Below are 22,549 nucleotides of genomic sequence, written 5' to 3'. Positions count from 1 at the left end.
TCGTCTGAGAGACGGACCTCAGCTCATCCAGTTGCCGCCATCGACGTTGTAGGTCTGCGACACCACGTAGTCGCTCTCGGCTGACGCGAGAAAAATCGCCATGCCCGTGAGATCCTCGGCCGTTCCCATGCGCCCGTAGGGCACTTCGGCACCCACGAGCCGCTTCTTCTCGCCGCGTGGGCGGTTCTCGTATTTGGCAAACAGCGCGTCGACGCCGTCCCAGTGTTCGCCGTCGACCACGCCCGGAGCGATGGCGTTGACGTTGATGCGATGCTTGATCAGGTCGAGCCCGGCCGACTGGGTCAGGCTGATGACCGCCGCCTTGGTCGCGCAATAGACCGCGACCAGTGCCTCGCCGCGACGCCCTGCCTGGCTTGCCATATTGATGATCTTGCCGCCCCTGCACTGGGCGATCATCTGTTTGGCGGCCGCCTGCATCGTGAACAGCGTTCCCGACACATTGATCGAAAACAGCCGGTCATAACTTTCGCGGGTGATTTCGACGATCGGCGCGAGATCGAAGAGCGCGGCATTGTTGACGAGGATGTCGAGACCACCGGCCTCGGTAACGACCGATGCTATCGCCGCGTCGATCGAGCCCTGCTGCGTGACGTCCATTTCGACGGCATAGGCGCTCGGTCCGATCTCCGCGGCTGTCTCACGCGCCCGCGCCATGTTGATGTCGGCAATCGCCACCCGGGCGCCTTCGCGCACATAGGCTTCGGCAAAAGCGCGACCGATACCCCGCGCAGACCCGGTGATCAGCGCGCTTTTCCCGTGAAGACGTTTCATCGAACTGCCAACCCCTTGTCGTCGAACCTGTGGACGCGCTGGGCGTCAGGCGTCAGGAACACGCGATCACCGTGAGTGACAGCGAAATCACCGCCGACGCGCGCCGTCATCGTTCCGATATTGTCGACGTTGACATGCAGGAAGGTGTCCGAGCCCAGGTGCTCGGCAACCCCGACCGTGCCGCCCCAGGTGCCGCTTTCCTTGGACAGCACCAGATGCTCCGGCCGGATGCCCATTGTGTGTGCCTGGTAGGCGGCGGCCGGCGCACCGGACACGAAGTTCATGCGCGGCGAACCGATGAAACCGGCGACGAAGAGATTGTCGGGCTTGTGATAAAGATCGAGCGGCGAGCCGACCTGTTCGATGCGGCCGCGATTGAGCACCACGATCTTGTCGGCCATGGTCATGGCCTCCACCTGATCGTGGGTGACGTAGACCATCGTCGTCTTCAGGTCCTGGTGCAGTTGGCTGATTTCCAGCCGCATGTTGACGCGCAAGGCAGCGTCGAGGTTCGAAAGCGGCTCGTCGAACAGGAACGCCTTCGGCTGACGCACGATCGCCCGGCCGATGGCGACGCGCTGGCGCTGACCGCCCGAGAGCTGCCGCGGTTTGCGGTCGAGGTAGTCGGTGAGATTGAGAACGCGCGCAGCATCGGCCACTTTCTTGTCGATGACGGCCTTGTCCTCGTTCGCCATTTTCAACGGAAACCCGATATTCGAGCGCACGCTCATATGCGGATAGAGCGCGTATGACTGGAACACCATCGACAGGCCGCGTTGTGCGGGTGGTAGCTCGGTGGCGTTCTTGCCGTCGATGACGATCTCGCCATCGCTCACATCTTCAAGCCCGGCGATCAGCCGCAGGAGCGTGGACTTCCCGCAGCCCGACGGGCCGACGAAGACGACGAACTCGCCGTCGTTGATGTTGAGGTCGATCGACGGGATGACGGCATGGGCGCCGAAGACCTTCGAGACGTTTCTGAGCGTTATGTTTCCCATTGTCGTATCCCTTATTTGACCGCGCCGAAGGTGAGGCCGCGCACGAGCTGTTTCTGCGAGAACCAGCCGAGTATGAGGATGGGGGCGATCGCCATGGTCGAGGCCGCCGAAAGCTTGGCGTAGAACAGGCCCTCGGGGCTTGAGTATGAGGCGATGAAAGCCGTCAGCGGCGCCGCCTTCGCGGCACTGAGGTTGAGCGTCCAGAACGCCTCGTTCCAGGCAAGGATGATGTTGAGCAGCAGTGTCGAGGCGATGCCGGGGATCGCCATCGGCGTCAGCACATAGATGATCTCCTTCGACAGAGAAGCACCGTCCATGCGTGCCGCTTCCAGGATCTCGCCGGGGATTTCCTTGAAATAGGTGTAGAGCATCCAGATGATGATCGGCAGGTTGATCAGCGTCAGCACGATGACGAGGCCGGTGCGGGTATCGAGCAGGCCGGTGTTGCGGAACAACAGATACATCGGCACCAATACGCCGACCGACGGCATCATCTTGGTGGAGAGCATCCACATCAACACGTCCTTGGTGCGCTTGGTCGGCGAGAACGCCATCGCCCAGGCAGACGGAATGGCGATGATCAGGCCGATCAGCGTCGAGCCGAAGGAGACGACGACGGAGTTCATGAAGTGCAGGAAGTAATTCGATCGGCTCTGCACCTCATGGTAGTTCTCCGTCGTCCAGTCGAAGAAGAACAGTGACGGCGGCGAGGCGATCGCCTCTGCCTCGGTCTTGAAGCTCGTCAGGAACGTCCAGAGGATCGGGAAGAAGATCAGGATGCCGATCGTCCAGGCGACGACGGTAACGACGATCTTTCTTCGGGTGGAGACATTGCGTGCCATGGGTCTCAAGCCTCCAGCGTCTTGCCGATCATGCGCATCAGGAAGAATGCGACGATGTTGGCGAGGATGACGGCGATGATGCCGCCGGCGGATGCGCCGCCCACGTCGAACTGCAGCAAGGCCTGCGCATAGACGAGGAAGGTCAGGTTGGTGCTCTGCGTGCCCGGGCCGCCATTGGTCGTCACCAGGATTTCCGCAAAGACCGAGAGCAGGAAGATCGTCTGGATCAGGATGACCACGGTGATGGCGCGGGAGAGATGCGGCAGCACGAGATAGATGAAGCGGCTCCAGGCGCTGGCGCCGTCCATTTGGGCTGCTTCCTTCTGCTCTTCGTCGAGCGATTGCAGCGCCGTCAAAAGGATCAGTGTCGCAAAGGGCAGCCACTGCCAGGCGACGATGAGGATCACCGACATCAACGGTGCATTGGCGAGAAAATCGAAGGGTTGCAGCCCGAAGAGCTTGGCCACCCAGGCGAACAGCCCGTTGACCGGGTTCATGAACATGTTCTTCCACACCAGTGCCGCGACGGTCGGCATGATCAGGAACGGCGCGATCACCAGGATGCGCACGATCCCCTGCCCGAACATCGGCTGGTCCAGCAGCAGCGCCAGCGCGATGCCGCCGACGACGGTGATGAACAGCACGCCGAGCACGATGGCGAGTGTGTTGAAGATCGCGTGGAAGAAGGCCGGATCGGTGAGGAAGTACTTGTAGTTCGAGAAGCCCGCGAACTCTTCCATTCCCGGCATCAGGAGATTGTAGCGCAGGAACGAGAAATAGATCGTCATGGCCAGCGGAACGATCATCCAGGCCAGAAGCAGAAGCACCGAGGGCGCGATCATCAGGCGCGCGGCGGAGCGGGTGTGCAAGGTCGCCATGGCGTCCCCCCAAATGACGGAATTCAACGCTGTTTCGAGATCGGGTCGGGCCGGCGCGTGATCCCGCGCAGGCCCGACTTGAGGGAAATTACCGGGGCGCCAGCCATTTGCGGCCGGCACCCCGGGCCCTTGGGAGCGCTATTTGATGTAACCGGCCTTGGTCATTTCGCGTTCGGTCAGTGTCTGGGCGCTGGCAAGCGCGTCGTCGACGCTCATCTGACCGGCAAGGGCCGCCGAGAACTGCTGGCCGACCGCCGTGCCGAGCCCCTGGAATTCGGGGATCGCCACGAACTGCACGCCGACATAGGGCACCGGCTTGACGGCCGGGTTCTTCGGATCGGCGGCATTGATCGAGTCGAGCGTCATCTTCGCAAACGGCGCTGCCTTCTGGTACTCAGGGTTTGCGTAGAGCGAGGTGCGCGTGCCCGGGGGAACGTTGGCCCAGCCTTCCTTGTCGGCAACCAGCTTCAGATAGTCCTTGCCCGTTGCCCAGGCGATGAACTTTTCGGCCGCTGCCACCTTCTGCGAACCGGCGGGAATGGCGAGGTTCCAGGCCCAGAGCCAGTTGCCGCGTTTGCCAAGACCGGTGTCAGGCGCAAGCGCAAAGCCCACCTTGTCAGCCACCGTCGATTCCTTCGGGTTGGTCACGAACGAGGCTGCAACCGTCGCATCGATCCACATGCCGCACTTGCCGGTCTGGAATAGCGACAGGTTTTCATTGAAGCCGTTCGAGGATGCTCCGGGCGGTCCGGCGTCGTTCATCAGCTTGACGTAGAAGTCGAGCGCGTTCTTCCATTCCGGCTGGTCGAATTGCGGCTTCCAGTTCTCGTCGAACCAGCGCGCGCCGAACGCGTTCGCGGTTGCCGTCAGGAACGCCATGTTCTCGCCCCAGCCCGCCTTGCCGCGCAGGCAGATGCCGTAGACTTCGTTGTTCTTGTCGGTGATCTTGCGGGCTGCCTCAGCGATAAAGTCCCAGGTCGGCGCGTCGGGCATGGTCAGCCCAGCCTTCTCGAACAGGTCCTTGCGGTACATCACCATCGAGCTTTCGCCGTAAAACGGTGCGGCATAGAGCTTGCCGTCGATGGTCAGGCCCGAGCGGATCGCCGGCAACAGATCGTCGACATCATAGTCGGCGCCGAGATTGTCGAGCGGCAGCAGCCAGCCCTGCTTGGCCCAGATCGGCACTTCGTAGGTGCCGATGGTCATGATGTCGTACTGGCCGCCCTTGGTGGCGATATCCGTCGTCACGCGCTGGCGCAGCACGTTTTCCTCGAGCGTTACCCACTCGAGCGTAATGTCCGGATTCTTGGACGTGAAATCATCCGTCAGCTTCTGCATCCGGATCATGTCGCCGTTGTTCACGGTCGCAATGGTCAGCGTTTCTGCTTGGGCCAGACCTGACAGTGCGACTGCCGAGCATGTGCCCAGCAGGAAAGTTCTCAAATTCATCGACTTCCTCCCAGAAGAAATTGAGCATTTGCCTCGCTCATGGGCAATTACTCACTTATCGCAAAAGAATGTCAATCCGCTTTCGTTGCTGCGCTGCAAACAGAGACGGTACGGGGCTGTTTTGATTGCGGATTTTTTATCAGCAGGCGATCATATGAACGCGCAAAGGCCGGCGCATGGCCGGCCCTTCCCAAGCAGAGACAGTGCGATCAGGCGTTGAGCAGATAGGCGGCAGTCGCCTCATCGGTGATGATGCCGTTGATGATCCGGCCCCTGAGCGCGGCCCTGAGCGCCTCGTATTTGCGCCGTCCCTTGGCGAGACCGATCACCGAGGCATTGTCACGGGATGGGAGCGGAACCGAGGCGACGCGATCGTTGAAGCTGCCGGCCATCAACGCGCCGTCTTGGTCGAACATCCAGCCGCAGATCTCCCCGGCTGCACCCGATTTCGTCAACTGCCCCATTTCGTCCTGGGACAGAAACCCGTCCTGGCAAAGCGGTGCGTCGGGGCCGAGCTCGCCGACGCCGACAAAGGCGACATTGGCTTGCGCACCGAGCTTCAGCGCCACTTGGACGAGGCTCTGGCTGTGCAACACCGCACGCTCCTCCGCCGACGAGGCGAGCACCGGCAACGGCATCGGAAAATGCCGCGCCTTGACCGCATCAGCCATGCTGAAGATGACGTTGTAATAGGCGGCCGAGCCGTCGAGCCCGATGTTGCCGGTCAGCGACACGATGCGATGCTGCGGACATTCCATCGCCGGCAGCTGGTCGATCGCCGCCTTCAGGGTGCGGCCGGTGCCGATCGCCAGAACCTGGGGCTCGGGCAATTTGAGCCAGCGCTCGATCTCGGCAGCTCCGGCTTCAGCGATGCCGACCGTTGTCGAACTCGAGCCAGGATCACTGGGCACCACGTCCACATGTCTGAGATCGTATCTTTCGCGAAGCCGTTCGGCGGCCTCAAGGCATGCGGCAATCGGATGATCGAGCCGGACCTTGATCAGGCGCTCGGCCATGGCGAGCGACACCAGCCGCTGCGCCGATTGGCGCGAGATGCCCATCACCGTGGCGATCTCGTCTTGTGTGCGGCCGGCGACATAGTAGAGCCAGCCCGCGCGGGCAGCATCGTCAAGCCTGTTGTTCGCCTCAGCCCTGCGCGCCATGCCAATTCTCCGTTCCCCCGCGATCGCGACGTCTTGGGGTCGGATTCACCCAAAAACATCGTGATCGCTTCCCTGAGCTAGATCCGGATGCGGGCGGAAACCCGCACACACTTTTCCTCATCCCGCTCTGATTTGCTGCCACTATTTGCCCTGCCCTGTCAAACAGCGCTCAAGAACAAGCACTTGGCACGTCTACGGCAAAGTCCCGGAGCACAAGGCTTTCAGGTCATTTCAACGGCAAACTTTTACCGTTTGATAAAAAAATAAAGCGTGTTACCGTTCCATCATCCTGAGAAAACATTGGGAGCCAAAAATGGGAACGACGCAATCTGGGATCCTCGGCGGCCGCCTGCCGCTCGCGGACTACGAAACCAATTTCTCCGACCTCCATCCAGCCCTCGACAGGCACGAGGCATTGGTCGCATCCGACCGCTGTTATTTCTGTCATGACGCGCCATGCATGACGGCCTGTCCCACCTCCATCGATATCCCGCTGTTTATTCGGCAGATATCGACGGGCAACCCCATCGGCTCGGCCAAGACCATCTTCGACCAGAATATTCTGGGCGGAATGTGCGCCCGCGTCTGTCCCACCGAAACGCTCTGCGAGCAGGCCTGCGTGCGCAACACGGCCGAGGAGCGCCCGGTCGAGATCGGCCGCCTGCAGCGCTATGCGACCGACATCGCGATGAAAGAGAACAAACAGTTCTACGCCCGCGCCGCCTCCTCCGGTCAAAGGGTTGCCGTAGTCGGCGCCGGCCCGGCAGGGCTTGCCTGCGCCCACCGCCTTGCGATCAAGGGCCACGAGGTCGTCATCTATGACGCCCGGGAGAAATCCGGCGGCCTCAATGAATATGGCATCGCCGCCTACAAGTCGGTCGACGATTTTGCCCAGAGCGAAGTCGACTACGTCCTGTCGATCGGCGGCATCGAAGTTCGTCACGGCCAGGCGCTCGGCCGCGATTTCTCGCTTGCAGACCTGAGCGAGCAGTATGACGCCGTCTTCCTCGGACTCGGCCTTGCTGGCGTCAACGCGTTGCGCATCGAAGGCGAAAATGCGGAAGGCGTCGATGATGCCGTCGACTTCATCGCCGCCCTTCGCCAGTCGAAGACCAAGGCCGACATTGCCGTCGGTCGCCGCATTGTCGTTCTCGGCGGCGGCATGACCGCCATCGACGCAGCCGTCCAGGCAAAGCTGCTCGGCGCCGAGGAGGTGACGATCTGTTACCGCCGCGGCAAGGAGCACATGAACGCGTCGGAATTCGAGCAGGACCTGGCAGCGTCCAAGGGCGTCACCATCCGTCACTGGCTCCAGCCCAAGCGCATCGCGCTGAAGGACGACAAGGTCGCCGGCATCGAGCTCGAATACACCACGCTCGTTGATGGAAAGCTGACCGCGACCGGCGAAACGGGTATCATAGCCGCAGACCAGATCTTCAAGGCGATCGGTCAGACCTTCGAGGCATCGGGCCTCGGCTCGCTTGCGTTCGAGGGTGGCCGCATCGTTGTCGATGCGGAAGGCAAGACATCGCTTGCCAATGTCTGGGCCGGTGGCGACTGCGTTGTGGGTGGCGAAGACCTGACAGTGTCGGCCGTCGCCAATGGGCGCGATGCAGCCGAAGCGATCAACCGGGCTTTCGCCGCGGCCATGCCGCAGGCGAGCGCCGTTGCATAACGGATCGGGAGGACGGAACAATGGCTGATCTACGCAACAATTTTGTCGGCATCAAATCCCCGAACCCGTTCTGGCTGGCCTCCGCGCCGCCGACGGACAAGGCCTATAACGTCGAGCGCGCCTTCAAGGCGGGCTGGGGCGGCGTCGTCTGGAAGACGCTCGGCGAGGAAGGACCGCCCGTCGTCAACGTCAACGGCCCGCGCTACGGCGCGATCTGGGGCGCCGACCGCCGGCTGCTCGGCCTCAACAACATCGAGCTCATCACCGACCGCGACCTCTATGTGAACCTGCGGGAAATGAAGCAGGTCAAGATGAATTGGCCGGACCGGGCTCTGATCGCATCGATCATGGTGCCCTGCGAGGAAGAGGCCTGGAAGGCAATCCTGCCGCTGGTGGAAGAAACCGGCGCCGATGGCATCGAGCTTAACTTCGGCTGTCCGCACGGCATGTCCGAGCGCGGCATGGGTGCCGCGGTCGGCCAGGTGCCGGAATATATCGAGATGGTCGTGCGTTGGTGCAAGCAGTACACGCGCATGCCCGTCATCACCAAGCTGACGCCGAATATTACCGACGTGCGCAAGCCGGCGCGGGCGGCCAAGGCCGGCGGCACCGATGCCGTGTCGTTGATCAACACGATCAACTCGATCGTCTCCGTCGATCTCGACAACTTCGCACCGAACCCGACGGTCGGCGGCAAGGGCACCCATGGCGGTTATTGCGGCCCGGCCGTCAAGCCGATCGCCCTCAACATGGTCGCCGAGATCGCCCGCGATCCCGAGACCTACGGCCTGCCGATCTCGGGCATCGGCGGGATCACCACCTGGCGCGACGCGGCCGAGTTCCTGGTGCTTGGCGCCGGCAACGTGCAGGTCTGCACCGCGGCGATGACCTACGGCTTCAAGATCGTCCAGGAAATGATCTCCGGCCTCTCCGACTGGATGGATGCCAAGGGGCACCGCAACCTCGACGACATCACCGGCCGCGCCGTGCAGAATGTCACCGACTGGCAGTACCTCAACCTCAACTACATCGCCAAGGCCAAGATCGATCAGGATTCCTGCATCAAGTGCGGCCGCTGTCACATCGCCTGCGAGGACACGTCGCACCAGGCGATTACCCAGTTCGTCAATGGCGTACGCCATTTCGAGGTGATGGAAGACGAGTGCGTCGGTTGCAATCTCTGCGTCAACGTCTGTCCCGTCGAGAACTGCATTACCATGGAAGAGCTGCCGGCAGGCAGCATGGATCAGCGCACCGGCAAGCCGGTCGATCCGAACTATGCCAACTGGACAACGCATCCGAACAATCCGATGGCCCGCCAGGCCGCGGAATAGGCAGGCGAAAGCGGTTCCAGGAAACCGCAGCGGGTTCCTGGAACCGCTTTAGCCCACGAAAAACGCCGCCGGAGCAACAATCCGGCGGCGTTGTTGTCAAAGGCGCCTCACACCTCGACAACCACCTTGCCGAAGGCACCGCGATCAAGATGTGCCAGCGCGTCGCCGAAATCCTCGAACCGGTAGCGCGCATCGACCACGGGCTTCAGGCCGGTCTGGTCGACAGCAGCCACCAGATCCTCCAGCGCCCGGCGATGGCCGACGCCGATGCCTTGAATGACCGGAGATTTCAGCAGCACCGGCGGCACCGGCGCCGAGATCTCCGCGCCCTCCAGTACACCGATAAGCGAGATCCTCCCCTGCACAGCCACCGCCTCCAGCGAACGGCCGAGATTGGCGCCACCGGCGAGCTCCAGGATATGATCGGCACCGTGATCGCCGGTGATCTCAAGCACACGCTCGACCCAATCTTCGTTCAAGCGATCGATGCCGTGGTCGGCGCCGAGAGCAAGCGCACGCTCAAGCTTGTCACGGCTTGCCGACGTGACGATGACTTCAGCGCCATGCGCCTTGGCGATCTGCAACCCGAACAGCGAAACGCCGCCCGTCCCCTGCACGACGACGCGGTCGCCGGCCTTCGGCCGTCCCTTTTCGACCAGAGCATACCATGCCGTCACACCGGCGCAGGGCAAGGTGCTGGCCTCACCGTCATCGATGCTCTCAGGCGCGTGCACGAACCAGTCCTCAGGGAAGGCGACATATTCCGACGCGACCCCGGGATTGAGACCACCGAGCGCAAACGAGGTCGGGTGACGCGCAGTCCCTGGCTTTTGCCCGTCGATCCAGGTGGGATCGAAGACGGAAATGACGCGATCGCCGGCTCGAAAGCGCGTCACGTCGCTGCCCACCGCTTCGACCACGCCGGCCATGTCGGAGCCCGGTACGAAGGGGAAGGCAAGCGGCATGCCCATGCCGTTTTCGAGCACCAGCTTGTCGCGAAAGTTGAGCGATATGGCGGTGGTTCGAACGAGCACTTCGCCCGGGCCCGCCTCCGGAACGGGACGTTCGACGAGCTTGAGGTTCTGAGCGCCCAGCGCATCGATCGTCCACTGCTTCATCAGTCTTGCCATGGTCTTTCCTTTCATTGGATTGATCTGATGGAAAAAGCATAGCGTTGAAATTATCTCTCCAGTTGCGATATGATTTCGTCATATTGGTTCCCTGAGGGATACAAAAATGAGCTATCTCAATGGCGTTTCGGTGTTTGTGGAAGCAGCAGACGCCGGTGGTTTTTCGGCAGCCGCCGAAAGGCTCAATCTCTCGCGCTCGGCCGTCGGCAAGACGGTCGCCAAGCTGGAACAGAGGCTCGGCGTTCGCCTGTTTCATCGCACCACCCGCACGCAAAGCCTGACCGACGAGGGTCAGCTGTTCTACGAGAACTGCTTGAGGGCGCTCAGTGAAATCAGGGCTGGCGAGGCGCTGCTGGAATCCGGCAAGCAGCAGATACAGGGGCGCCTGCGCCTGTCGATGCCGGTGCATTTCGGCCGCCAATGCGTCATGCCGCTTCTGTCCGAACTGCTGCGGCTGCATCCCCGCCTGGAATTCGACCTCAACTTCAGCGACCGCAACGTCGACCTCATCGAGGATGGCTTCGATCTGGCCATCCGCTCCGGCCCGCTGCGGAGCGATCCCGAACTGATGTCGCGCAAGATCGCCGACCAGCGCATGATCGTCTGCGCCTCTCCGGCCTATATCGAAGCGAACGGCGCCCCGAAGACGATTGAAGACCTGATGGCGCATCAGGCCATCCTTTACCGGCGCAGCGGTCAACCCCTCGCCTGGTCCTTTCCGGCCAAGGCCGGCCAGACGCAGGCCGTCACCCCGCCGGCGCGATTGCGGCTCGACGACCTGACGTCGATCGCCGATGCGGCGGCTGACGGTTTCGGTATCGCCTGGCTGCCATGCTGGCTTGTGGGCAGCCGCATCGCCTCCGGTTCGCTCGTGCGGATACTTGCCGATGCGCCCGCCCTCTCCTACGGCGCCTACGTCGTCTGGCCGAAAACCCAATACATGCCGCCTAAGCTGCGCCTGCTCATCGATACGCTTGCCGCGCGCCTGCCGCCCATGATGGAATGACGGCAACGGCAGCCGCCGCGGACTCAGGTCAGGGAGGCAATCGACATGCAGAAAGTGGCAGGAATCGGCGGGCTTTTCTTCCGCAGCGACGATCCGGACCGGCTCGCGGCCTGGTACCAGGCCCACCTCGGCATAGAGACCGTGCCTTCGAGCTACGACGACAGTTGCTGGCAGCAGCGCGCCGGCAGCACCGTCTTTGCGCCGTTCAAGCGCGATACCGATTACTTCGGCCGTGGAGAACAAATGTGGATGGTCAACTTTCGCGTCGACGATCTCGACGCGATGGTCGAGCAACTGCGCACTGCGGGCATCGAGGTGACGACCGATCCGCAAACCTATCCGAACGGCCGCTTCGCCAGGCTCCACGACCCCGAGGGCAACCCGATCGAACTCTGGCAGCCGAACCCCGCCGAATAGCGCCGGCGACCGATGACGCGCAAGACACGATAACGAAACAGATTGTGTAGAAAAGGTAAGTTGTCGGCGTATGCGATCTGGATAATAAAGGGGGAAAGAACCGAAGCCGGCGTCTCGCCGGCAGAGCTGGGCTCGCTATTTGACGATCATTTCCGCCAATAGACGCAAGCGCATTCACCTCGTCTCCGGGGCAGTGCTTGGTACGTTTATCCTTGCCCATTTTCTCAACCACTCGCTCGGCCTGATCTCCGTCGAGGCCATGGAAGCCGGCCGCAAGGTCTTCAACGTCGTCTGGCATAGTGTGCCCGGCACGATCTTGCTCTATGGCGCGCTGCTCGCGCATTTCATCATGGCGCTCGACAGCCTCTACCGGCGCCAGACGCTACGCATGCCGATGCGCGAGGCGCTGAAGATCGTCTTCGGCCTCAGCCTGCCGTTCCTGCTCATCGGCCACGTCACCGCGACGCGGGTCGAGCCGCTTTTGACCGGCGTGGAAGCCGACTATCCCGGCATGCTGCGCGCGCTCTGGTCGAGCTGGACCAATACCACCCGACAGTCGCTGGCCCTGCTGCTCGCCTGGAGCCACGGCTGTCTCGGCGCCTGGTTCTGGATGCGCGGGCGCACCTGGTTTCCGCGCTATGAAATCCTGCTCTATACGGTCGCCATCCTCGTACCGATCTTCGCGCTGCTCGGCTTCTTCAGCGGCGCCCGCTCGCTCGAACGTGTCTACGAAGAGCATGGCGGCTACGGCGACAGGGCCGAAATCAGACCGGCCTACGACGTCAACCTGCTCGAAGACATCCGGTTCGGCCTCTACCTCGGCTTTGCCGGTCTGATCGGCGGAACCTTCATCCTGCGCATCCTGCCCAAGGGTGGGCGCATTCGCGTCCGCTATCCCGATGGCCGCGTCGCCACCGTCAATCTCGGCTTCAGTGTGCTGGAGGCGAGCCGCGCCGCGGGCATTCCGCATGTCTCGGTCTGCGGCGGCCGCGGCCGCTGCTCCACCTGCCGCGTGCGGGTGATCCAGGGCCTTGAAGGAAACCCGGGGCCGGAGGATGCCGAGTTGACGACGCTGACGCGGATCGGCGCACCGGACAATGTGCGGCTTGCCTGCCAGTTCCGCCCCGTCCACAACGTCACCGTCGTTCCCATCCTCGATACCGACAGCATCGGCATCAAGAAGCAGCTGGTGCGACAGGACGGCGAAGGCCGCGAGCGGCGCATCGCCGTGCTCTTCTGCGACCTGCGCGGCTTTACCAGCATCGCCGAGCACAAGCTGCCCTTCGATACCGTCTTCCTCTTGAACCGCTACTTCGAGATGGTCGGCGAGGCGGTGGAGGATTCCGGCGGCGTCATCGACAAGTTCATCGGCGACGGGGCGCTCGCGATCTTCGGGCTGAAGAGTTCCTTCACCGAAGCTTGCCAGCAATCGCTGGCAGCCGCCGTCCGCATCTCCAAGGGTATCGACGCGCTCAACCAGACCTTCGAGGGCGAACTCGACGAGCCGCTCAGAATCGCGATCGGCATGCATGCCGGCCCGGCCATCATCGGCGAGATCGGCTACGGCCAGGCAACGTCGCTGACCGCCGTCGGTGACACCATCAACACCGCCAGCCGCCTCGAGGGCCTTGCCAAGGAGCACGACGCCCAGCTCGCCGTCTCGGCCGAACTCGTCAACCGTGCCGGCGTGGTGATGGATGCGCACAAGCGGCTCGACATCAGCCTTCGCGGACGCCAGGCGACGCTCGAAACCTGGATCGTTGAGGACGCCGGCGATATCGCCAAGGCCTTGCAACCGTCACCGGCTCCGGCTTAGAGCATTTCCAGGAAAAGTGCGAAGCGGTTTTCCGTCAGGAAATGCGTAGAAACAAAGCGATAGGGCGTTACTATGACTCCGTTTACACCGGAAATGCTCTATAGGTGCGTGGGCACGCGCATCCCTCGCCATCTCCAGTTCCGGAAGCCAGCATGAAACAGGACGTCTCGCCGAAAACGGCGCACCAGAGCCACGCCAAGGGCGTCGAAAAGCTCAAGGCGCATCTGGCGATGCTGACCTTTTCGGCGCTGATTGCCGGCTCCTTCTCCTTCGGCGGCCTGGCGGCACAGCACATGGGTGCGGGTCCGCTGACGCTCTGGCGCTACCTCTTGACCGTTGTCGTGCTTGGCGCCCTCACCTTCGGCTATGCCCGAGTGCCGTTTCAGATTCCCAAACAGCTGTGGCGCTTCCTCATCCTCGGCGGGCTGATCGCCGTCTACATGCTGACGATGTTCAAGGCGCTGGAGTTTACCGATCCGGTGTCGACAGGCGCCGTGTTCACGCTGATGCCGCTCTTGAGCGCGGGCTTCGCGTTCCTGCTGCTCGGCCAGCACACGCGGCCCGGCGTGCTCGCTGGCCTGATCATCGCCGCACTTGGCGCCGTCTGGGTGATCTTTCGCGCAAACATCCAGGCGATCCTCGCCTTCGACATCGGCCAGGGTGAACTGATCTTCTTCGTCGGCGTCATCTGTCACGCGATCTACGTGCCGCTGATCCGCAAGTTCGACCGCAAGGAAAACCCTTTTGCCTTCGGTTTCTGGGTCGCCGCCTGCACCGTGCCGTGGCTGCTTGTGCCCGGCGCTGCCGGCCTTGCCACAACCGATTTCGCCAGCCTGCCGGCCATCGTCTGGATTGCCGTCGTCTATCTCGCGGTCGTCACCACAGCGATCACCTTCCTGTTGCTGCAATACGCATCCCTGCGGCTGCCTTCGTCGAAGGTCCTTGGCTACGGCTATCTGACGCCGAGCTTCATCATTCTGCTTGAAGGCATTCTCGGCCATGGCTGGGTAAGCCTGCCGGTTCTCGCAGGCGCTTTGACGACGGCCTGCGGGCTGGCGCTGATGGCGCTGCTACCGGATTGATCCCGGAACGCTTTAAAGCGCGTCGTGATCTTTCAGATTCGCTTGGCGCGCTTTAAGTTATTGTTTTTGCGCATGTCGTCATCGCAAAACCGCGGCACACTTTTGCGCGACATGCTCTAAAGCATTTCGAGGAAAAGTGCGGAGCGGTTTTCCGTCGGGAAATGCGTAAAAACAGAGACATAGAGCGTTTCTGTGTTTCCGTCTAAATCGGAAACGCTCTAGGAAGCGGGCTGCTCGCTGACCTGCAGCCCGTCGACGAACAGGCGCTCGAGAAAACGCGCCGCATCCTCGAACCGTCCTTCGCCGGAATTGCCCTGCCCGAGCACGGCGCGAACCTGCACGTCGAAGTCGGCATAGTGTTGCGTCGTCGACCAGATCGCGAAGATCAGGTGGTAGGGGTCGCATTTGGCAATCTTGCCTGCCTTGGCCCAGGAACGGATAACCTCCGCCTTCTCGTCGACGAGTTCCTTCAGCGGCCCTTTCAGTTCGTCCTCGATATGCGGGGCGCCCTGCAGCACTTCGTTGGCGAAGAGCCGGCTTTCGCGCGGGAAATCGCGCGCCATCTCCAGCTTGCGCCTGATGTAGCTGCGGATTTCGGTGACCGGGTTTCCCTCCGCGTCAAAGGCGCGCAACGGGTCGAGCCAGGTGTCGAGCACGCGATCGATCAGCGCCCGGTGCATCGCGTCCTTGGTGCGGAAATAATAGAGCAGGTTCGGCTTTGACATGCCGGCGACATCGGCGATCTGGTCGACGGTTGCGCCGCGAAAGCCGTGGGCGGAAAACACCTCCAGCGCCGCCTCCAGAATGCGCTCTTCCTTCTCCTCCTGGATGCGTGTACGCCTCTGGGTCCTGGCCGCTCTCGGAAGTACCATCTCGCCCCCTGCCGGTGCCTGCGCGCTGATCCGCACAGGTCGTCTCTGCCCAAATTTCGGCGCCGCCATCTTTTTGGGCAACAACTTCGTTTTTTTGTTTTTCCGGCTTGAGTGCCGCAACGGAAGTTGTAATGTTTACCAACCGGTCAAATTATCAGCCAGTTCGCCAGCAAAGGCAACGACTGATCGAAGGGCACCAGAAAAAACCAAGCCTGGATTTGACCAAGGGAACATAAGCGGCATGCGCCACCCAAGGTGCGGCCCGAAAGAATGAGGAGACCGCCGTGGCAGCACCTGGCGAGAACATGCGCGTCAATGCCGACCGCCTGTGGGATACGTTGATGGACATGGCCAAGATCGGCCCGGGCATCGCGGGCGGCAACAACCGCCAGACGCTGACCGACGAGGACGGTGAAGGCCGCAAGCTTTTCCAGTCCTGGTGCGATCAGGCGGGGCTCACCATGGGCGTCGACACCATGGGCAACATGTTCTTCACCCGCCCCGGCACCGACCCCGATGCCCTTCCCGTCTATGTCGGCTCCCATCTCGACACGCAGCCGACCGGCGGCAAATTCGACGGCGTGCTCGGCGTGCTCTCGGGCCTTGAGGTCGTTCGCTCCATGAACGATCTCGGCATCAAGACCAAACACCCCATTGTCGTCACCAACTGGACCAACGAGGAAGGCGCACGTTTCGCACCCGCCATGCTCGCCTCCGGCGTCTTTGCCGGCGTGCACAGCCAGGACTTTGCCTATGGCCGCAAGGACCCGGAAGGCAAGACCTTCGGCGACGAACTGAAACGCATCGGCTGGGTTGGCGGCGAAGAGGTCGGCGCCCGCAAGATGCACGCCTATTTCGAATACCACATCGAGCAGGGCCCGATTCTCGAAGCCGAAAACAAGGATATCGGCGTCGTCACACACTGTCAGGGCCTGTGGTGGCTGGAGTTCACGCTGACCGGGCGCGAGGCCCATACCGGCTCGACCCCGATGAACATGCGCGTCAATGCCGGACTTGCGATGTCGCGCATCATCGAAATGGTCCAGGCCGTGGCCATGGAAAACCAGCCGGGCGCCGTCGGCGGCGTCGGCCAGGTGGTCTTTTCGCCCAACTCGCGCAACGTGCTGCCCGGCAAGGTGGTCTTCACCGTCGACATCCGCTCGCCCGACAAGGCCAAGCTTGACCGCATGCGCGCCAAGATCGAGGCCGAAGCGCCTGAGATCGCCGATGCACTCGGCGTCGGCTGCTCCGTCGAGGCCATCGGCCATTTCGAGCCGGTGACCTTCGATCCGAAGCTCGTCACCGCCGTGCGCAACGCCGCCGAAAGGCTCGGCTACAGCCACATGAACCTCATCTCCGGCGCCGGGCACGATGCCTGCTGGGCCGCCAAGGTCGCACCGGCGACCATGGTCATGTGCCCCTGCGTCGGTGGCCTCAGCCACAACGAGGCGGAGGACATCTCCAGGGAATGGGCAGGCGCCGGAGCCGACGTTCTCTTCCACGCCGTCGTCGAAACGGCCGAAATCGTCGAATGAGTTTGTGGGCGGGACGAAAGTTCCGCCCTTTTTCGTGGCGGCCGAAAGGCCACCGGAAGCACAATCGCGAGGATGAAAATCAATGAGCACTGTCATCAAGGGTGGAACCATCGTCACCGCCGACCTGACCTACAAGGCGGACGTCAAGATCGAGGGCGGGAGGATCGTCGAGATCGGCCCGAACCTTCAGGGCGACGAAACGCTCGACGCCAGCGGCTGTTTCGTCATGCCGGGCGGCATCGACCCGCACACACACCTCGAAATGCCGTTCATGGGCACGTATTCCTCGGATGATTTCGAAAGCGGCACAAGGGCGGCGCTTGCCGGCGGCACGACCATGGTCGTGGACTTCGCCCTGCCCTCGCCCAACCAGTCGCTGCTCGAAGCGCTCACCATGTGGGACAACAAGTCCACCCGTGCCAACTGCGACTATTCCTTCCACATGGCGATCACATGGTGGGGCGAGCAGGTCTTCAACGAGATGGAGACCATCGTCAAGGACAAGGGCATCAACACCTTCAAGCATTTCATGGCCTATAAGGGCGCATTAATGGTCGACGACGACGAGATGTTCTCGTCCTTCCAGCGCTGCGCGGCACTCGGCGCCCTGCCGCTCGTGCACGCGGAAAACGGCGACGTCGTCGCGCAACTGCAGGCAAAGCTGCTTTCGGAAGGCAACAACGGTCCGGAAGCGCACGCCTATTCGCGGCCGGCCGAAGTCGAGGGCGAGGCCACCAACCGCGCGATCATGATCGCCGACATGGCCGGAAGCCCTGTCTATATCGTCCACACCTCCTGCGAACAGGCGCATGAAGCGATCCGCCGCGCCCGCGCCAAGGGCATGCGCGTCTTCGGCGAGCCACTGATCCAGCACCTGACGCTCGACGAGTCAGAATATTTCAACAAGGATTGGGACCACGCCGCCCGTCGCGTGATGTCGCCGCCGTTCCGCAACAAGCTGCATCAGGACAGTCTCTGGGCCGGCCTTGCTTCCGGTTCGCTGCAGGTGGTGGCAACCGATCACTGCGCCTTTACATCCGAGCAGAAACGCTCTGGCGTCGGCGATTTCACCAAGATCCCCAACGGCACCGGCGGACTTGAAGACCGCATGCCGATGCTTTGGACCCACGGCGTCAACACCGGCCGTATCACCATGAACGAGTTCGTGGCCGTAACCTCGACCAACATCGCCAAGATCCTCAACGTCTACCCGAAGAAGGGCGCGGTGCTCGTCGGCGCTGATGCCGACCTCGTCGTCTGGGACCCGAAGCGTTCGAAGACGATCTCGGCCAAGAGCCAGCAGTCGGCGATCGACTACAACGTCTTCGAGGGCAAGGAGGTCAAGGGCCTGCCGCGTTACACGCTGACCCGCGGCGTCGTCGCCATCGAGGAAGGCACGATCAAGACGCGCGAAGGCCACGGCGAATTCGTCCGCCGCGATCCGTTCCCAGCCGTCAGCACCGCGCTCACCACGTGGAAGGAAGTTACCGCCCCCCGCGCCGTCCAGCGCAGCGGCATCCCGGCGACCGGGGTGTAATTTTGGTGTTTCGCGGCCTGCACGTCTTCACACCACTCTGTCCCACCGAACATGTCCCGCCACACCGGAGGGACGCTTCGGCTCGGTTTCCCATCGCCTCAGCCAGGCACGAGGGCGTCGAGCTCCGGCAGCAGAACGACGCTTTCCTGCTCCTTGGGGTCGGTGCGGGCGATGACGGCCGAACAGGGTGCGTCGGAGAGATTTGCCGGCAGGTGCGGCACGCCGGCCGGAATGTAGAACATTTCGCCGGCGCGAACGACCACATGCTCCTCGAGCCGCTGGCCGAACCAGGTGTGCGCCTCGCCCGACAGCACATAAATCGCCGTCTCGTGGCTCTCGTGCAGATGCGCCTTGGCACGCGCGCCGGGCGGGATCGTCAACAGGTGCATGCAGATGCCGGTCGCGCCGACGGTCTCCGCCGCAATGCCCTCGAAATAGCTGAGCCCCTGCTTTCCGGCATATCCGCTGCCGGGGCGAACCACGCGACAGCCAGGATTGGATGATCGAGACATGACTGTTCTCCAGAATTCCCTGAAAAACCAGCAGCAAACGGCTCCGCTTGCAAATCCGCGATTGCATGTTGCCGGTCCGGATAGCAGTCTGACACAGCCAAGCCAGAATGAGTATTCGCCGATGACGTCCAATACCGCATCCGTGGTTTCGGCCCGGGACCTCTGCCTGACCTTCGAGACTGCCGACGGCCCGGTCAACGCCCTGACCGGCGTCAACCTGGATGTGGCCAAGGGCGATTTCGTGTCGTTCATCGGCCCGTCCGGCTGCGGCAAGACGACGTTCCTGCGCGTCATCGCCGATCTCGAAAAGGCGACCTCCGGTACCATCACCGTCAACGGCATGACGCCCGAGGAAGCCCGGAAGCAACGTGCTTATGGCTATGTGTTTCAGGCGGCCGCACTCTATCCCTGGCGCACCATCGAGAACAACATCGCCCTGCCGTTGGAAATCATGGGCTATTCCAAGGCGGAGAGACAAGCGCGCATCGACCGCACGCTCGATCTCGTCAACCTGACAGGTTTCGGCAAGAAATATCCCTGGCAGCTTTCCGGCGGCATGCAGCAGCGCGCCTCGATCGCGCGCGCATTGGCCTTCGACGCCGATCTCCTGTTGATGGACGAGCCCTTCGGCGCGCTCGACGAGATCGTTCGCGACCATCTGAACGAGCAGCTTCTGAAGCTCTGGGCGCGGACGAACAAGACGATCTGTTTCGTCACCCATTCTATTCCCGAAGCCGTCTATCTCTCCACCAAGATCGTGGTTATGAGCCCCCGCCCCGGCCGCGTCACCGACATCATCGAATCGCCCCTGCCGCGCGAGCGCCCGCTCGGCATCCGCGAAACGCCCGAGTTTCTCGAAGTCGCCCACCGCGTGCGCGAGGGCCTGAGAGCGGGACACAGCTATGAGGAGTAGCGCGGCGTCTTTGACCGTCTGCCGTCCGGCGACACACGGCGACATGAGCGCCTGCGCCGACATTCTCAACCGCTGGATCGATGCGACGCCCTGGATGCCTCGCATCCACGACCATGCCGACGTCGCGCGATATTACAGCGAGACGGTTTTTCCCGAACGCACCGTGATCGTTGCAGAGCGGGACGAGCGGATCGCAGGTTTCATGGCGCTCTCCAGCGATCACTATGTGACAGCGCTTTACATCGACACACCTGATCGCGGCATGGGCGTCGGCAGAGACCTGCTCGGCACTGCCAAGACGCTATCGCCACAGGAATTGAACCTCTGGACTTTCGTCGCAAACGACAAGGCTCAGCGCTTCTATGAAAGACAGGGTTTTTCGGCAGTTCGCCGGACCGATGGCGAAAACGAGGAAAGCCTGCCCGACATCCTCTATCATTGGCGTGGGGCGGAGGGACAGCCATGACCCTTGCCTATGTGCTCTGGCTGCTGCTTGCCACCACCATCTTTCTCGGCGGCGCGACGGCTTCGCGCGCCTATGTGTCCAACAGCCATATCGGCGTGCTGGTTCTGGCACTAGGGCTCTACATGGTCGGCAACATCATCATGGTCAAACTGATGCGCGATGGCGGCCTTGGGCTTGCGATCTCGCTGTCGGCCATCGTGCAACTGGTCCTCGTCAACATCATCGCCTTTGCCGTCTTCGGCGAAAGGCTGAGCCTCACCCAGGCGGCCGGCGTCATGCTCGGCATCGCCGCCATGGGCCTGATGTTGCTGCCGACAAGCGGAAAGGCGTGACGATGCGCGAGGAAAGCTTTGTTCGAGACAAACTCCTGCCCGTCGGCACGGTCGTCGCAGTGCTGATCATCATCTGGTATGTCGCGGTCGTATACCTCAACGCGCCGTTCGAGCGCGACACGGCTGCCCGCGCCGGCACCGAAATCAGTTTCTCGCAGATCGTCCACAACACCATGGCGCAGGAGCGCCCCGTGCTGCCAGCGCCGCACCAGGTGATCGCCGAAATCTGGGACACGACCGTCAACAAGCCGATCACCTCGAAGCGCAGCCTCGTCTATCACGCCTGGATCACGCTTTCGGCCACCCTGCTCGGCTTCGGTATCGGCGGTGTACTCGGCATTCTGCTCGCCATCGGCATCGTGCACAACCGCGCAATGGACCGGTCGCTGATGCCGTGGGTAATCGCCAGCCAGACGATCCCGATCCTTGCCGTCGCGCCGATGATCATCGTCGTCCTCAACGCGATCGGCATCTCCGGGCTTTTGCCGAAGGCGCTGATCTCGACCTACCTCTCGTTCTTCCCGGTCGTCGTCGGCATGGTGAAGGGTCTGCGCAGCCCCGAGGCCATCCAACTCGATCTGATGCACACCTACAACGCCTCGCAGGCACAGACCTTCTGGAAACTGCGCTGGCCGTCGTCGATGCCCTATCTCTTCACGTCGCTGAAGGTTGCGGTGGCGATCTCGCTCGTCGGCGCGATCGTCGGCGAGTTGCCGACAGGGGCCGTCGCCGGCCTCGGCGCCCGCCTGCTCGCCGGCTCCTATTATGGCCAGACGGTGCAGATCTGGTCGGCCCTGTTCATGGCGGCAGCGCTCGCCGCGGTCCTCGTCATGATTGTCGGCTTTGCGCATACCGCCGTCCTCAAGCGCATGGGGGCCAAACCATGAACGTGCCGATCCTCGTTGCTGCTATCGTCTTCTGGCTTGCCGCCTGGGCTTTCAACGAATGGCTGGTGCGCCAGCGTTTTGAAAGCGAAATTGCCAATCGGGCGGCGCACTTCGCCGTGCCGGTCCTTTTCGGCATCACGCTCCTGGTGCTCTGGGAAGGCATCGTGCGCGGTTTTTCCGTGCCCTCGGTGTTGCTGCCGGCACCGTCGATGATCTGGCAGCGCCTGATCAACTCGGTGCCGACACTGATGGCCGACTTCCGCCAGACGTTCCTGAAGGCGGTACTGACGGGTTATGCGCTCGGCTGCGGCCTCGGCTTCATCGTTGCCATCCTTATCGATCGCTCGCCGTTCCTGCAAAAGGGGCTGCTGCCGCTCGGCAACTTCGTCTCGGCGCTGCCGGTCATCGGCGTCGCGCCGATCATGGTCATGTGGTTCGGCTTCGACTGGCAATCCAAGGTCGCCGTCGTCGTCATCATGACGTTCTTCCCGATGTTGGTGAACACCATCGCCGGCCTGGCGGCGTCCAGCCACATGGAGCGTGACCTGATGCGCACCTATGCCGCCTCCTGGTGGCAGACACTGATCAAGCTGCGGCTACCGGCCGCCTGGCCGTTCATCTTCAACGCGCTCAAGATCAATTCCACCCTGGCGCTGATCGGTGCCATCGTCGCCGAATTCTTCGGGACACCCATTGTCGGCATGGGGTTCCGGATCTCCACGGAAGTGGGCCGCATGAACGTCGACATGGTCTGGGCCGAAATCGCCGTCGCGGCGGTGGCAGGTTCGGCTTTCTACGGGGTGGTGGCGCTCATCGAGCGCGCCGTCACCTTCTGGCATCCTTCCATTCGCGGAGGGCGCGCCTGAGAACACGCAGTGATCCAAAGAAAATGAAGCAAAAACAAGAGGGAACT

The 22,549-nt window shown here is 62.4% G+C and carries 22 protein-coding genes; 13 read left to right on the top strand and 9 right to left on the bottom strand.

Annotated features, from left to right (window positions below; genetic code table 11):
* Positions 1–18: 18 nt before the first annotated feature.
* The 6 genes from LPJGGPFB_RS31900 to LPJGGPFB_RS31875 form a co-directional block, all read right to left on the bottom strand.
* Entirely contained in the window at positions 19–792 is a 774-nt protein-coding gene (locus tag LPJGGPFB_RS31900) for an L-iditol 2-dehydrogenase (protein WP_173423924.1), read from the bottom strand.
* A complete protein-coding gene (locus LPJGGPFB_RS31895) occupies positions 789–1,790 on the bottom strand; it encodes an ABC transporter ATP-binding protein (RefSeq protein ID WP_173423923.1) in 1,002 nt (333 codons plus the stop codon). The genes LPJGGPFB_RS31900 and LPJGGPFB_RS31895 overlap by 4 nt, the downstream gene beginning before the upstream one ends.
* A gap of 11 nt (positions 1,791–1,801) precedes the next feature.
* Positions 1,802–2,632: a carbohydrate ABC transporter permease gene (locus LPJGGPFB_RS31890; protein WP_112810627.1), complete on the bottom strand. Its 831-nt coding sequence runs from the start codon at positions 2,630–2,632 to the stop codon at positions 1,802–1,804.
* A 5-nt stretch (positions 2,633–2,637) separates the two neighbouring features.
* Positions 2,638–3,510 (bottom strand): carbohydrate ABC transporter permease, encoded by an 873-nt coding sequence (locus LPJGGPFB_RS31885; RefSeq protein WP_173423922.1) that lies wholly within the window; start codon positions 3,508–3,510, stop codon positions 2,638–2,640.
* 138 nt (positions 3,511–3,648) lie between these two features.
* On the bottom strand, positions 3,649–4,959 hold the full coding sequence (locus LPJGGPFB_RS31880; RefSeq protein ID WP_173423921.1) for an ABC transporter substrate-binding protein: 1,311 nt from the start codon (positions 4,957–4,959) through the stop codon (positions 3,649–3,651).
* 209 nt (positions 4,960–5,168) lie between these two features.
* The gene (locus tag LPJGGPFB_RS31875; RefSeq protein ID WP_173423920.1) at positions 5,169–6,122 is read right to left on the bottom strand and encodes a sugar-binding transcriptional regulator; all 954 of its coding nucleotides are present in this window, start codon (positions 6,120–6,122) and stop codon (positions 5,169–5,171) included.
* A gap of 313 nt (positions 6,123–6,435) precedes the next feature.
* Here LPJGGPFB_RS31875 and LPJGGPFB_RS31870 point away from each other — a divergent pair, with 313 nt between their 5' ends.
* Together LPJGGPFB_RS31870 and preA are read left to right on the top strand one after the other, a co-directional pair.
* On the top strand, positions 6,436–7,797 hold the full coding sequence (locus LPJGGPFB_RS31870; RefSeq protein WP_173423919.1) for an NAD(P)-dependent oxidoreductase: 1,362 nt from the start codon (positions 6,436–6,438) through the stop codon (positions 7,795–7,797).
* A gap of 20 nt (positions 7,798–7,817) precedes the next feature.
* On the top strand, positions 7,818–9,131 hold the full coding sequence (gene preA, locus LPJGGPFB_RS31865) for an NAD-dependent dihydropyrimidine dehydrogenase subunit PreA (protein WP_173423918.1): 1,314 nt from the start codon (positions 7,818–7,820) through the stop codon (positions 9,129–9,131).
* A 107-nt stretch (positions 9,132–9,238) separates the two neighbouring features.
* On the opposite strand, the gene LPJGGPFB_RS31860 is transcribed toward preA, so the two are convergent.
* Complete coding sequence (locus LPJGGPFB_RS31860) at positions 9,239–10,261, bottom strand: zinc-dependent alcohol dehydrogenase family protein (RefSeq protein WP_173423917.1); 1,023 nt, start codon at positions 10,259–10,261, stop codon at positions 9,239–9,241.
* A 106-nt stretch (positions 10,262–10,367) separates the two neighbouring features.
* On the opposite strand from LPJGGPFB_RS31860, the gene LPJGGPFB_RS31855 reads away from it, so the two are divergent.
* From LPJGGPFB_RS31855 to LPJGGPFB_RS31840, 4 genes are all read left to right on the top strand, one after another.
* Entirely contained in the window at positions 10,368–11,267 is a 900-nt protein-coding gene (locus LPJGGPFB_RS31855; RefSeq protein ID WP_173423916.1) for a LysR family transcriptional regulator, read from the top strand.
* A 45-nt stretch (positions 11,268–11,312) separates the two neighbouring features.
* Positions 11,313–11,684 (top strand): VOC family protein, encoded by a 372-nt coding sequence (locus LPJGGPFB_RS31850; protein WP_173423915.1) that lies wholly within the window; start codon positions 11,313–11,315, stop codon positions 11,682–11,684.
* Positions 11,685–11,823: 139 nt separating this feature from the next.
* Entirely contained in the window at positions 11,824–13,500 is a 1,677-nt protein-coding gene (locus tag LPJGGPFB_RS31845; RefSeq protein ID WP_173423914.1) for an adenylate/guanylate cyclase domain-containing protein, read from the top strand.
* A 152-nt stretch (positions 13,501–13,652) separates the two neighbouring features.
* Positions 13,653–14,582, top strand: a complete 930-nt coding sequence (locus tag LPJGGPFB_RS31840) for a DMT family transporter (RefSeq protein WP_234903169.1) — start codon at positions 13,653–13,655, stop codon at positions 14,580–14,582.
* 218 nt (positions 14,583–14,800) lie between these two features.
* Here the strand turns inward: LPJGGPFB_RS31840 and LPJGGPFB_RS31835 are convergent, their stop codons facing one another.
* Positions 14,801–15,454 (bottom strand): TetR family transcriptional regulator C-terminal domain-containing protein, encoded by a 654-nt coding sequence (locus LPJGGPFB_RS31835; RefSeq protein WP_173423913.1) that lies wholly within the window; start codon positions 15,452–15,454, stop codon positions 14,801–14,803.
* Between the two features lie 284 nt (positions 15,455–15,738).
* On the opposite strand from LPJGGPFB_RS31835, the gene LPJGGPFB_RS31830 reads away from it, so the two are divergent.
* Both LPJGGPFB_RS31830 and hydA read left to right on the top strand, forming a co-directional pair.
* Positions 15,739–16,989 carry a Zn-dependent hydrolase gene (locus LPJGGPFB_RS31830; RefSeq protein WP_345791100.1) on the top strand — a complete coding sequence of 417 codons (1,251 nt, stop codon included), beginning with the start codon at positions 15,739–15,741 and terminating at the stop codon, positions 16,987–16,989.
* Between the two features lie 82 nt (positions 16,990–17,071).
* Positions 17,072–18,526, top strand: a complete 1,455-nt coding sequence (hydA, locus tag LPJGGPFB_RS31825; protein WP_173423912.1) for a dihydropyrimidinase — start codon at positions 17,072–17,074, stop codon at positions 18,524–18,526.
* Between the two features lie 98 nt (positions 18,527–18,624).
* On the opposite strand, the gene LPJGGPFB_RS31820 is transcribed toward hydA, so the two are convergent.
* Positions 18,625–19,038 carry a cupin domain-containing protein gene (locus LPJGGPFB_RS31820; protein WP_173423911.1) on the bottom strand — a complete coding sequence of 138 codons (414 nt, stop codon included), beginning with the start codon at positions 19,036–19,038 and terminating at the stop codon, positions 18,625–18,627.
* Positions 19,039–19,159: 121 nt separating this feature from the next.
* Between LPJGGPFB_RS31820 and LPJGGPFB_RS31815 the strand changes: the two genes are divergently transcribed.
* The 5 genes from LPJGGPFB_RS31815 to LPJGGPFB_RS31795 are packed head-to-tail and all read left to right on the top strand — an operon-like array spanning position 19,160 to position 22,502.
* A complete protein-coding gene (locus LPJGGPFB_RS31815; protein WP_173423910.1) occupies positions 19,160–19,951 on the top strand; it encodes an ABC transporter ATP-binding protein in 792 nt (263 codons plus the stop codon).
* Complete coding sequence (locus LPJGGPFB_RS31810; RefSeq protein WP_173423909.1) at positions 19,941–20,417, top strand: GNAT family N-acetyltransferase; 477 nt, start codon at positions 19,941–19,943, stop codon at positions 20,415–20,417. Before LPJGGPFB_RS31815 ends, LPJGGPFB_RS31810 begins: the two co-directional genes overlap by 11 nt.
* The gene (locus LPJGGPFB_RS31805; protein ID WP_173423908.1) at positions 20,414–20,749 is read left to right on the top strand and encodes a hypothetical protein; all 336 of its coding nucleotides are present in this window, start codon (positions 20,414–20,416) and stop codon (positions 20,747–20,749) included. Before LPJGGPFB_RS31810 ends, LPJGGPFB_RS31805 begins: the two co-directional genes overlap by 4 nt.
* 2 nt (positions 20,750–20,751) lie before the next feature.
* Positions 20,752–21,636 carry an ABC transporter permease gene (locus LPJGGPFB_RS31800; RefSeq protein WP_173423907.1) on the top strand — a complete coding sequence of 295 codons (885 nt, stop codon included), beginning with the start codon at positions 20,752–20,754 and terminating at the stop codon, positions 21,634–21,636.
* The gene (locus LPJGGPFB_RS31795) at positions 21,633–22,502 is read left to right on the top strand and encodes an ABC transporter permease (protein WP_173423906.1); all 870 of its coding nucleotides are present in this window, start codon (positions 21,633–21,635) and stop codon (positions 22,500–22,502) included. Before LPJGGPFB_RS31800 ends, LPJGGPFB_RS31795 begins: the two co-directional genes overlap by 4 nt.
* The last annotated feature ends 47 nt before the right edge of the window (positions 22,503–22,549 follow it).

Source organism: Ensifer adhaerens, from assembly GCF_013283195.1.
Taxonomy (GTDB): Bacteria; Pseudomonadota; Alphaproteobacteria; order Rhizobiales; family Rhizobiaceae; genus Ensifer; species Ensifer adhaerens_G.
This window is presented reverse-complemented; position numbering and strand designations above follow the sequence as displayed.

Coding starts and splice junctions, on each gene's coding strand:
- LPJGGPFB_RS31900 (WP_173423924.1), bottom strand. CDS start 792: ATGAAACGTCTTCACGGGAAAAGCGCGCTGATCACCGGGTCTGCGCGG.
- LPJGGPFB_RS31895 (WP_173423923.1), bottom strand. CDS start 1,790: ATGGGAAACATAACGCTCAGAAACGTCTCGAAGGTCTTCGGCGCCCAT.
- LPJGGPFB_RS31890 (WP_112810627.1), bottom strand. CDS start 2,632: ATGGCACGCAATGTCTCCACCCGAAGAAAGATCGTCGTTACCGTCGTC.
- LPJGGPFB_RS31885 (WP_173423922.1), bottom strand. CDS start 3,510: ATGGCGACCTTGCACACCCGCTCCGCCGCGCGCCTGATGATCGCGCCC.
- LPJGGPFB_RS31880 (WP_173423921.1), bottom strand. CDS start 4,959: ATGAATTTGAGAACTTTCCTGCTGGGCACATGCTCGGCAGTCGCACTG.
- LPJGGPFB_RS31875 (WP_173423920.1), bottom strand. CDS start 6,122: ATGGCGCGCAGGGCTGAGGCGAACAACAGGCTTGACGATGCTGCCCGC.
- LPJGGPFB_RS31870 (WP_173423919.1), top strand. CDS start 6,436: ATGGGAACGACGCAATCTGGGATCCTCGGCGGCCGCCTGCCGCTCGCG.
- preA (WP_173423918.1), top strand. CDS start 7,818: ATGGCTGATCTACGCAACAATTTTGTCGGCATCAAATCCCCGAACCCG.
- LPJGGPFB_RS31860 (WP_173423917.1), bottom strand. CDS start 10,261: ATGGCAAGACTGATGAAGCAGTGGACGATCGATGCGCTGGGCGCTCAG.
- LPJGGPFB_RS31855 (WP_173423916.1), top strand. CDS start 10,368: ATGAGCTATCTCAATGGCGTTTCGGTGTTTGTGGAAGCAGCAGACGCC.
- LPJGGPFB_RS31850 (WP_173423915.1), top strand. CDS start 11,313: ATGCAGAAAGTGGCAGGAATCGGCGGGCTTTTCTTCCGCAGCGACGAT.
- LPJGGPFB_RS31840 (WP_234903169.1), top strand. CDS start 13,653: ATGAAACAGGACGTCTCGCCGAAAACGGCGCACCAGAGCCACGCCAAG.
- LPJGGPFB_RS31835 (WP_173423913.1), bottom strand. CDS start 15,454: ATGGTACTTCCGAGAGCGGCCAGGACCCAGAGGCGTACACGCATCCAG.
- hydA (WP_173423912.1), top strand. CDS start 17,072: ATGAGCACTGTCATCAAGGGTGGAACCATCGTCACCGCCGACCTGACC.
- LPJGGPFB_RS31820 (WP_173423911.1), bottom strand. CDS start 19,038: ATGTCTCGATCATCCAATCCTGGCTGTCGCGTGGTTCGCCCCGGCAGC.
- LPJGGPFB_RS31815 (WP_173423910.1), top strand. CDS start 19,160: ATGACGTCCAATACCGCATCCGTGGTTTCGGCCCGGGACCTCTGCCTG.
- LPJGGPFB_RS31810 (WP_173423909.1), top strand. CDS start 19,941: ATGAGGAGTAGCGCGGCGTCTTTGACCGTCTGCCGTCCGGCGACACAC.
- LPJGGPFB_RS31805 (WP_173423908.1), top strand. CDS start 20,414: ATGACCCTTGCCTATGTGCTCTGGCTGCTGCTTGCCACCACCATCTTT.
- LPJGGPFB_RS31800 (WP_173423907.1), top strand. CDS start 20,752: ATGCGCGAGGAAAGCTTTGTTCGAGACAAACTCCTGCCCGTCGGCACG.
- LPJGGPFB_RS31795 (WP_173423906.1), top strand. CDS start 21,633: ATGAACGTGCCGATCCTCGTTGCTGCTATCGTCTTCTGGCTTGCCGCC.